A 9328-nucleotide genomic window follows, 5' to 3' on the forward strand; every position below is an offset into this window, starting at 1 on the left:
GTCAGCTCGGTGACACCAGGCGGGCGTGCCAGGCCAGCGCGGCCGGATCGGTGAGCGAGGCGACCTGGTCGATCACCACGCGCAGCCGCCCGTCGTCATCCGGAGCGTCCCGCCACAGCGGCGCGAACATCGGATCCAGCGCGTCCGGCGCCCGGTCCAGCAGCGCCACGACCAACCCGGCCAGGACGTCCCGCTGCCGCGCGTAGCGCTCCTCCGCACCGGGGCGGCGCATCACGTACCGCAGCGCGATGCCCTTGAGCAGCGCGCACTGCGCCCGGATCCGGCGCGGCACCACCAGGTCGGCGGCGTAGCGGCGGTGTGGGCCGGGGCCGTGGCGCTGCTGCGTGGCGGCCACCACTGCGGAGACGAACCGGCCGGTGAGCACGCTCGTGGTGGCCTTCAGCGCGGCGAGGGCGCGGTGGCTGCCGTCGTACGCGGCCAGCGGGGCGAGAACCGGATCGGCGAGCAGCTCACCCAGCACCTCGCCCAGGTCCTCCGGCGCCTCGCCGGAGTAGGTGGCGGCAACGTCGGCGCAGAGCGCCCGCCGCTCGTCCTCCTCGGCCAGCAGCGGGCGCAGGTCGACGTACCCGCCGTGGATGCCGTCCTCGACGTCGTGCACCGAGTACGCCACGTCGTCGGCCCAGTCCATCACCTGAGCCTCCAGGCAGCGCCGGTCGCCGGGCGGGGCGCCCTCGCGCAGCCAGTCGAAGACCGGGCGGTCGTCGGCGTACACGCCGAACTTGCGTTCACCGGGCCGGCGCGGCCACGGGTACTTGCTCACCGCGTCCAGCGCGGCCCGGGTCAGATTCAGCCCGGCCGGGCGCCCGTCCGGGGCGAACACCTTCGCCTCCAGCCGGGTGACGACCCGCAGCGTCTGCGCGTTGCCCTCGAAGCCGCCGCAGGCGGCGGCCAGCTCGTCCAGCGCGTACTCCCCGTTGTGCCCGAACGGCGGGTGCCCCAGGTCGTGCGCCAGCCCGGCGGTGTCCACCACGTCCGGGTCGCAGCCCAGCCGGGCGCCCATCTCGCGGGCGATCTGCGCGACCTCCAGCGAGTGGGTCAGCCGGGTACGCAGGAAGTCGTTCGTCCCGGCGGCGTGCACCTGGGTCTTCGCGGCGAGCCGGCGGAACGCCGCCGAGTGCAGCACGCGGGCGCGGTCCCGCTCGAACGGCGACCGGCCGTGCCCGGTGTCCTTCGGCGCCTCGTCGACCAGCCGGGCCGCGTCGCTCATCTCTCCCGCAACACGCAGAACTCGTTGCCCTCCGGATCGGCGAGCACCGTCCACTCCACGTCTCCCTGGCCGATGTCGACGTGCCGCGCGCCCATGTCGACAAGACGCTCCACCTCGGCCTCCATGTCGGCCGGACGCAGGTCGATGTGCAGCCGGTTCTTCCCCTCCTTCGGCCCGGCGACCGGGACGAAGACGAGACCGGGCGCGGTGTCGGGAGTGCGGCGGATCTCCACCTCGTCCGGCTTGTCGGAGATCACCTGATAGCCGAGCGCCTCCGCCCACCAACTGGCGAGCCGGGACGGGTCCCGGGCGTCGATGGTCAGGTTCTCCCAGACGGCGGTCATGCGCCCACCCCTCCTGATCGACACGTGGCGGAAGCTCAGGTTACGCCGAGGAGACCGGAAAGGCGCGTCGGGCGTACGCGGGGCCGCCGGCGAGCACCGGCGGCCCCACGTCGGTCAGCGGGAGTCCGAACCGGTGGTGGTGATGGCCGCGCGACCCGCCTCCAGCCGGGCCACCGGCACCCGGAACGGCGAGCAGGAGACGTAGTCCAGTCCGACCTCGTGGAAGAAGTGCACCGAGTCCGGGTCGCCGCCGTGCTCGCCGCAGACGCCGAGCTTCAGCCCTGGACGGGCCGCCCGGCCCTCCTCGGCGGCGATGCGGATCAGCCGGCCGACGCCGTCGGTGTCGATCGACTCGAACGGCGAGATGCCGAAGATGCCCAGTTCCAGGTAGCGCCAGAAGAACGCGCCCTCCACGTCGTCGCGGGAGAAGCCCCAGCCCATCTGGGTCAGGTCGTTGGTGCCGAAGGAGAAGAACTCGGCCGCCTCGGCGATCTGCCCGGCGGTCAGCGCCGCCCGGGGCACCTCGATCATCGTGCCGATCAGCACCTCGACGCCGCTGTCCCCGACCACCTCGGCGATGATCCGCTCGGCCTCGGCGCGTACCGTCTCCAGTTCCTGCACGGCGCCGACCAGCGGCACCATGATCTCCGGGTAGGCCGTACCCCCGTCGCGGACGACGGCGACGGCGGCCTCGGCGATCGCGCGGACCTGCATGGCGAACAGGCCCGGGATGACCAGGCCGAGCCGGACGCCGCGCAGGCCCAGCATCGGGTTCTCCTCGTGCATCCGCCGCACGGCGGCGAGCAACGCCTCCTCCTTCGCGACGTCCTCGCCGCGCTCCTGGGCCACCGCGACGTTCACCGCGAGCTGCTCCAGCGGGGGCAGGAACTCGTGCAGCGGTGGGTCGATCAGCCGCACGGTGACCGGCAGGCCCTCCATCTCCCGGAAGATCTCGACGAAGTCGGCCCGCTGCAGCGGCAGCAGCGCGGCGAGCGCGTCCTCGCGCTCCCGCGCGCCGGAGGCGAGGATGAGCCGCTCGACCAGCTCGCGGCGGTCGCCGAGGAACATGTGCTCGGTGCGGCACAGGCCGATGCCCTCGGCGCCGAAGCGCCGCGCCCGGGCCGCGTCCGCGCCGGTGTCGGCGTTCGTGCGCACCCGCAGCCGCCGCGTGGCGTCGGCGTGCGTCATGATCCGGTGTACGGCGCGGACCAGCGCGTCGTCGATGGTCTCCGGGTCGAGTTCGCCCTCGAAGTACTGCACCACCTCCGACGGCATGACCGGCACCTCGCCGAGGTAGACAGTGCCGGTGGTGCCGTCGATCGAGATCACGTCGCCCTCGTTCACCACGTGGCCGCCCACTGTGAACTTCTTCGCCGGCACGTTCACCTCCAGCTCGTCGGCGCCGGAGACGCAGGTCTTGCCCATGCCGCGGGCCACCACGGCGGCGTGGCTGGTCTTGCCGCCCCGCGAGGTCAGGATGCCCCTGGCGGCGATCATGCCGTTGAGATCGTCCGGGTTGGTCTCCCGGCGGACCAGGATCACCGCCTCGCCCTCGGCGGCCAGCTCGACCGCGCGGGCCGAGGTGAACACGACCTTGCCGGACGCCGCGCCCGGGGAGGCGCCGATGCCCTTGGCGACCGGCTGGAACTCGTGGTCGAGCTGGAAGCGCGGGAACATGAGCTGGGCGAGCTGCGCGCCGTTGACCCGGTGCAACGCCTCGTCCAGGTCGATCAGGCCCTCGTCGACGAGCTGCCCGGCGATGACGAACGCGGCGGCGGCGGTACGCTTGCCGACCCGGGTCTGGAGCATCCAGAGCTTGCCGCGCTCGATGGTGAACTCGATGTCGCAGAGGTCCTTGTAGTGCTCCTCCAGCCGGGCCATGATGCCGAGCAGCTGGTCGTAGGAGGCCTTGTCGAGCTGCTCCAGCTCCTGCAACGGCACCGTGTTGCGGATGCCGGCGACCACGTCCTCGCCCTGGGCGTTCGCCAGGTAGTCGCCGTAGATGCCCTGCGCGCCGCTGCCCGGGTCGCGGGTGAACGCGACGCCGGTGCCCGAGTCGGGGCCGAGGTTGCCGAACACCATCGCGACCACGTTGACGGCGGTGCCCAGGTCGGCCGGGATGCGCTCCTGCCGGCGGTAGAGCACCGCCCGCTCGGCGTTCCACGAGTCGAAGACCGCGCGGATGGCGAGGTCGAGCTGCTCGCGCGGCTCCTGCGGGAACTCGCGGCCGGTGTGATTGGCGAAGATCTTCTTGTACGCGTCGACCAGCCCGCGCAGGTCGTCGGCGTCCAGGTCCAGGTCGTTGTGCGTGCCCTTGGCGCTCTTGATCTCGTCCAGCGCGTGCTCGAACTCCTCGCCCGGCACCTCGCAGACGGTCTTGCCGAACATCTGGATCAGCCGCCGGTAGGAGTCCCAGGCGAACCGATCCGCGCCGCCGGAGGCGACCCGGTCAGCACTGCCTCCGGCCTGCCGTGCGAGTCCTTCGACGCTGCGGTCGTTGAGGCCGACGTTGAGGACGGTCTCCATCATGCCGGGCATGGAGAACTTGGCGCCGGAGCGGACCGAGACCAGCAGCGGGTCGTCCGGGTCGCCGAGGCGCCGGCCCATCTCGCGCTCCAGCGACTCCAGGTGCGCCTCGATCTGCGCGGCCAGGCCGTCCGGCTCGCGCCCGGTCGTCAGGTACGTCTTGCAGGCCTCGGTGGTGATCGTGAAGCCGGGCGGGACCGGCAGCCCGAGGTTCGTCATCTCGGCCAGGTTGGCCCCCTTGCCGCCGAGCAGATCCTTGAGATCCCTGTTGCCCTCGGCGAAGTCGTAGACGTACTTCCGCTCGACCGAATCGTGCGCTGCCACCAGAGCCCTCCCACGCGCGCCATTGACACTTAACGAAGGTTCAGTTCGGACATACCCCGGTAGTGACCACCGGCAATCCCGGCTCGTCAGCGTCGGTGGGCCGAAGGCTAGGCGAGTTTCGCGAAACCTGGGAGCGTTCGGTGACTTTCGGCACAACGGTCACCACAATCCGCGTTCGTACGGGTTTTTGGGAACGCTTCCACGAGCACGATCACGCAATTCCGCTTCCTCTCGTACTCTTGACGTCACTACATCTCGCGGATCCTCACCTTTGCCATATCCCGCGCGAATACACCCTCGGAGCCGCCGTCGTGCCGACGACCCCCACCGCCCCGGAGACCGGGCCGGAGCCGACCGCCACCCGCCCTGCCAGCACACCTTCCGGCGACGTACCCCCGATGTCGCCGCCCGGTGCGGCGTCCCTCGCCGGTGCGGTGCCCTCGGCCGGTGCGGGAGCGCCGGCCGGTGCCGCGGCGGACGCAGGGCTGCCCGGCGTGCCGGCGCCCGCCGCCGAGTTGGCGCGTGTGGCCGCGAGCCGCGCCGACGGCGCGCTCGCCACAGCGGCGCCGGCCCGCCTCGACGACGTGGTGCCGGCGCCCGAGCGGGTGGTCCCGGACCCGGCGGCGGACTTCACCCTGAGCGCGGACGCGGTGCTGCGGGTCAGCCCCGCGGGGCGGGACGTGGCCGAACAGCTCGCCGCCTGGCTGCGCCCGGCCACCGGCTTCCCGCTCCCGGTCGCCGACGCCCCCGAGGGCGGCCCGCCGACGCTCACGCTGTCCCCGGCCGCCCTCGCCCGATCCGGCGAGCCGGACGGCACACGGCTCGGAGACGAGGGCTACCGGCTCGACGTGACCTCCGGCGGCGTCCGGATCACCGCCGCCACCCCGGCCGGGCTGTTCCACGGCGCGCAGACGCTGCGGCAGTTGCTACCCGCGCCGATCGAGAGCCCGACCGTGGTCGCCGCGCGCTGGGCGGTGCCCGGCGGCACCATCGTCGACCGGCCGCGCTTTCCCTACCGGGGTGCCATGCTCGACGTCGCCCGCCACTTCTTCGCCGTCGAGGACGTACTGCGGGTGGTCGACCACCTGGCCCGCTACAAGCTCAACCACCTGCACCTGCACCTCACCGACGACCAGGGCTGGCGGATCGCCGTCGACTCCTGGCCCCGGCTCGCGGAGGTCGGCGGCGCGACCGCTGTCGGGGGCGGGCAGGGCGGCTGGTACACCCATGCCGACTACCGCCGCATCGTCGCGTACGCCGCCCGCCGCCACGTGACCGTGGTGCCCGAGATCGACCTGCCGGGCCACACCAACGCGGCGCTCGTCGCGTACCCCGAGCTGGCGCCCGGCAAGATCGCGCCGCCGCCGTACACCGGCACCGAGGTCGGGTTCAGCTACGTCGACCCCGCCGACGAGCGGACGTACGACTTCGTCGCGGGCGTGGTCGGCGAGGTGGCCGCGCTGACGCCCGGACCGTGGCTGCACCTCGGCGGCGACGAGGCGTTCAAGGTGCCGGCCGACAGCTACCGCACCTTCGTGGACCGGGCGCAGCGGCTGGTCGCCGTCACCGGCAAGACAGTCGTCGGCTGGCACCAGCTCGCCCCGGCCGAACACGTCGACGGGCGCGTCCTGCAGTGGTGGGGCACGAACGGCGACGACCCGGAGACCGCCGACGCGGTACGCCGGGGCGCCCGGCTGATCCTCTCCCCCGGCAACCGCGCGTACCTGGACATGAAGTACGCCCAGGACACCCCGATCGGGAACGACTGGGCCGGTCTTATCGACGTACGCCGGGCGTACGAGTGGGATCCGGCGACCCACGTGCGGGGCGTACCGGCCGAGGCGGTGCTGGGGGTGGAGGCGCCGCTGTGGACCGAGTCGGTCACCACGATCGCCGAGGCCGAGTTCATGCTCTTCCCACGCCTGCCCGCCGTCGCCGAGCTGGGCTGGTCACCGCGCGAGACGCACGACTGGCCCCGGTTCCGCAGCCGGCTGGCCGGCCAAGGCCCGCGCTGGACCACCGCCGGCATCACCTTCCACCCCTCCCCCGAGATCCCCTGGCCGGTGACGGTGCCACCGCAGCACCGCCCGACCGACCGGCCCGGTCACGACCGCACGCCGCTGGGGTGAGGCCGGTGGCGTCGTCCGGCCAGCCTCACAGTCAGGTCAGACATCTCATCCCGGTGATCCCGTTGGCGAGCTCGCTGCCGGACCCACTCAGCACCCGGACCGAGTTGACGTCGCCGGAGTAGGCCACCTCGCCCGCCCGGTCGCACAACTGCCGGCCCGGGCCGGCGTCACCGTCGCCCAGCGTGGTGGCGACCACGACCGTGGTGCACTGCCCCTCCACTGTCACCGCGCGGACCTGGTCCGACCGGAGGTGCCGACTGACCGTGTCGGCGATCGCCCCGCACGGGACCTCGGTGGCGGTCGGACTCGGCGCCGCGGCACCCGGCGAGGGCGGGCTGGACGGGCCGTCGGCCTCGGAACAGCCGGCCAACGACGCGATGCCGAGCGTGATCACCGAGGTGACGAGCGTGACGTGCCTGACCGGGCTCATGTGCTGACCGTCCTTACGTGTCGGATTTGGTCTCGAAGCGGGCGTCATGCCGGTGCCCGTCCGGTGAGCAGCAGGAGACCGGCGGGCAGCCGGTAGCCGGCCCCGGGCTCGCGGAACCGGGCGAGCAGTGCGGCCACCCCGGCCCGCGCCGCGGCCTGCCGCGACGGGCCGGCGGCCCGGTACACGGCCCCGGCCGGGCCGACCTCGATCAGCCAGTCGGCGACGGTGTCCGGGTCGTCGGGTGCGGTCAGGGTGACATCGTGGGAGTCCACCGCGATGTCGTCGAATCCGGCCTCGGCCAGGACGCGACGGGCCCGCGCCGGGTCGGCGAGGGCGAACGGCCCCGGCTCGTCGCCGACCGGCAGTGGCGGCAGCGCCCCGACGTGCGGGGCGGCGCCGAGCACCGCCGCGATCAGCCACGGGGTCGTGCTCCCGTCCCGGAAGACGGTCGCCGCCAGCCGTCCCCCGGGGCGCAGCGCCCGCCGTAGGGTGCGGCACCCGGTGACCGGGTCGGCGAGCAGCATCAGGGCCATCCGGGAGTGCACCGCGTCGAACGGCGCGCCCGGGACGACGTCCAGGGTGTCCAGGTCGGCCACCATGAACCGCAGCCGAGGATGACGGCCGTTCGGGAAGCGCGCGACGGCGGCGGCCAGCATCTCGGCGGACAGGTCGAGGCCGACGGCCTCCCCGGTCGGCCCGACCGCCGCCCCCAACTCGGCCGTGGTGCCGCCGCAGCCGCAGCCGACGTCGAGGATCCGCTCGCCCGGCCGCGGGCGCAGCCACTCCAGGGCGACCGCGCCGAGTGGTCGCCCCCAGTGGTCCTGGCGGTCGGCGTGGCGCACCCAGCCCGGTGCCGCCCCCGACCAGAAGGCGGCGTTGCGGTCCCGCAGGTCGGCCAGGTCCGCCATCAGAACGGCATCTCGGCGCCGTCGACCGTCACGGACCGGAAGCCGGCGGCCTTGCTCGCGTCGAATCCGTCGGCCTGGGCCGCCAGGCCCGCCGCCCGGACGAGTCGCTCGGACTGGAAGCGCCGGAACGCGGCCTCGTCCTGCCAGATGTTGATGATGCGCCAACCGCCCTCGACCGGCCCGGCGACGTGGGCGAGCAGGCCCGGCGGCCGGTCGGGACCGAGGTGTCGCTCGACCAGCCGGTATTCGTCCTCGCTGACGCCGGGCATCTCCTGAACCACACCAAACGGCACGATGATCAACTCTTTTCGATAGAGTGTTGCTCTATCTAATAGATGACTACACTCGCGCCGTGGGTGTCAAGAGGAGGTACGAGTCGGCAAGACGTCAGGAGCAGGCCCGCCAGACCCGGCGGGCGATCCTCGACGCGGCCGGCAAGCTGTTCGTCGACCCGGGCTACGCCGCCACCCCGCTGACCGCCGTCGCCGCCGAGGCCGGCGTGGCCGTACAGACCGTGTACGCGATCTTCGGCAACAAACGCCACCTGCTCTCCGCGCTCGTCGACGTGACCATCGCCGGCGACGACGAACCGGCCGCACTGCCCGACCGGCCGTTCGTCGCGGAGATCCGGGCGCTGCCCGACGCCCGGGCGAAACTGGCCCGCTACGCCCGGCACCTCAGCGCGACCCAGGCCCGGCAGGTCGACATGATGATCGCCCTCACCGGCGCCGCCAGCGCCGACCCCGACGCAGCCGCCATCTGGCGCAAGAACGTGGCGGAACGCCGGCGCGGCATGGCGATGTTCGCGGCCGAACTCGTCGCCACCGGCTCCGTGCGACCCGACCACGACGTCGACAGCGTCGCCGACGTGCTGTGGCTGGCGATGGACTTCCGCAACTACGACTGGCTGGTGCGGCAACGCGGCTGGCCGGTCGACCGGTTCGAACGCTGGTACGTCGACACCGTCGCCGCCGCCGTGCTGGCCTGAGCCGCCCCGGCCCGCCGAACCGCACCCCGCCGTTGGGTCTGGGGTGCGCCGTCCGGTCCGGGGGCACGTGGGGCATCGATCGAGTTGATGGATCTGAGGTATGTCTGGAAAGTCCGGATCGGCCGGCCCGGAATCCCTGCCCGCCTCCGGGCGTTGTACATGGCTGGACGCGGTGAGCCGGCCGGAGCCCGTGCCGGTGGAATGCCGGACCCCGCCCGTCGGTTACACCCCCCGAGCCGCCCGAGCGCTCCGAGCAGGTCGCCGCCGCTGACCGCCGGGCCGGGCAGACCCCCGCGGCGCCCCCGTGCCGCACACCCCCGAACCAGAGGAGTCGCATCATGCGTACCGATCTGATCCGCAAGACCGTTCTGACCGCTGCCGGTATCGCCGCCACCGCCGGTGGCATCGCCGGCCCCGCCATCGCCGCGCAGGCCACCCCGGCCGAGCGCGC

8 protein-coding genes are annotated in these 9328 nt (G+C 73.2%); 2 read left to right on the forward strand and 6 right to left on the reverse strand.

Annotated elements, in window-relative coordinates; translation table 11 throughout:
• Window position 1: 1 nt before the first annotated feature.
• The 3 genes from ACFYO8_RS29160 to ppdK all read right to left on the reverse strand — a co-directional run bounded on the left by ACFYO8_RS29160 (window position 2) and on the right by ppdK (window position 4422).
• Window positions 2–1228 carry a deoxyguanosinetriphosphate triphosphohydrolase gene (locus tag ACFYO8_RS29160; RefSeq protein WP_355094274.1) on the reverse strand — a complete coding sequence of 409 codons (1227 nt, stop codon included), beginning with the start codon at window positions 1226–1228 and terminating at the stop codon, window positions 2–4.
• Window positions 1225–1572, reverse strand: a complete 348-nt coding sequence (locus ACFYO8_RS29165; RefSeq protein WP_354872474.1) for a VOC family protein — start codon at window positions 1570–1572, stop codon at window positions 1225–1227. Before ACFYO8_RS29165 ends, ACFYO8_RS29160 begins: the two co-directional genes overlap by 4 nt.
• Window positions 1573–1686: 114 nt before the next feature.
• Entirely contained in the window at window positions 1687–4422 is a 2736-nt protein-coding gene (gene ppdK, locus ACFYO8_RS29170) for a pyruvate, phosphate dikinase (RefSeq protein ID WP_354872477.1), read from the reverse strand.
• A gap of 311 nt (window positions 4423–4733) precedes the next feature.
• Here ppdK and ACFYO8_RS29175 point away from each other — a divergent pair, with 311 nt between their 5' ends.
• Window positions 4734–6551, forward strand: a complete 1818-nt coding sequence (locus ACFYO8_RS29175; RefSeq protein WP_354872480.1) for a family 20 glycosylhydrolase — start codon at window positions 4734–4736, stop codon at window positions 6549–6551.
• Window positions 6552–6582: 31 nt separating this feature from the next.
• Here ACFYO8_RS29175 and ACFYO8_RS29180 read toward each other — a convergent pair whose 3' ends face one another.
• Genes ACFYO8_RS29180 through ACFYO8_RS29190 form a run of 3 tightly spaced genes read right to left on the reverse strand, consistent with a single transcriptional unit; the run spans window position 6583 to window position 8182 of the window.
• Window positions 6583–6981 carry a hypothetical protein gene (locus tag ACFYO8_RS29180; RefSeq protein WP_354872482.1) on the reverse strand — a complete coding sequence of 133 codons (399 nt, stop codon included), beginning with the start codon at window positions 6979–6981 and terminating at the stop codon, window positions 6583–6585.
• 44 nt (window positions 6982–7025) lie between these two features.
• Window positions 7026–7889 (reverse strand): methyltransferase domain-containing protein, encoded by an 864-nt coding sequence (locus ACFYO8_RS29185; protein WP_354872485.1) that lies wholly within the window; start codon window positions 7887–7889, stop codon window positions 7026–7028.
• The gene (locus ACFYO8_RS29190) at window positions 7889–8182 is read right to left on the reverse strand and encodes a hypothetical protein (RefSeq protein WP_354872488.1); all 294 of its coding nucleotides are present in this window, start codon (window positions 8180–8182) and stop codon (window positions 7889–7891) included. The genes ACFYO8_RS29185 and ACFYO8_RS29190 overlap by 1 nt, the downstream gene beginning before the upstream one ends.
• A gap of 59 nt (window positions 8183–8241) precedes the next feature.
• Here ACFYO8_RS29190 and ACFYO8_RS29195 point away from each other — a divergent pair, with 59 nt between their 5' ends.
• Window positions 8242–8877, forward strand: a complete 636-nt coding sequence (locus tag ACFYO8_RS29195; protein ID WP_354872491.1) for a TetR family transcriptional regulator — start codon at window positions 8242–8244, stop codon at window positions 8875–8877.
• The last annotated feature ends 451 nt before the right edge of the window (window positions 8878–9328 follow it).

Source organism: Micromonospora sp. NPDC005257, from assembly GCF_042872445.1.
Taxonomy (GTDB): domain Bacteria; phylum Actinomycetota; class Actinomycetes; order Mycobacteriales; family Micromonosporaceae; genus Micromonospora.

Excerpts from the sequence above, each read along its gene's own strand:
- ACFYO8_RS29160 (WP_355094274.1), bottom strand. The coding sequence starts at position 1,228 with ATGAGCGACGCGGCCCGGCTGGTCGACGAGGCGCCGAAGGACACCGGG.
- ACFYO8_RS29165 (WP_354872474.1), bottom strand. The coding sequence starts at position 1,572 with ATGACCGCCGTCTGGGAGAACCTGACCATCGACGCCCGGGACCCGTCC.
- ACFYO8_RS29180 (WP_354872482.1), bottom strand. The coding sequence starts at position 6,981 with ATGAGCCCGGTCAGGCACGTCACGCTCGTCACCTCGGTGATCACGCTC.
- ACFYO8_RS29185 (WP_354872485.1), bottom strand. The coding sequence starts at position 7,889 with ATGGCGGACCTGGCCGACCTGCGGGACCGCAACGCCGCCTTCTGGTCG.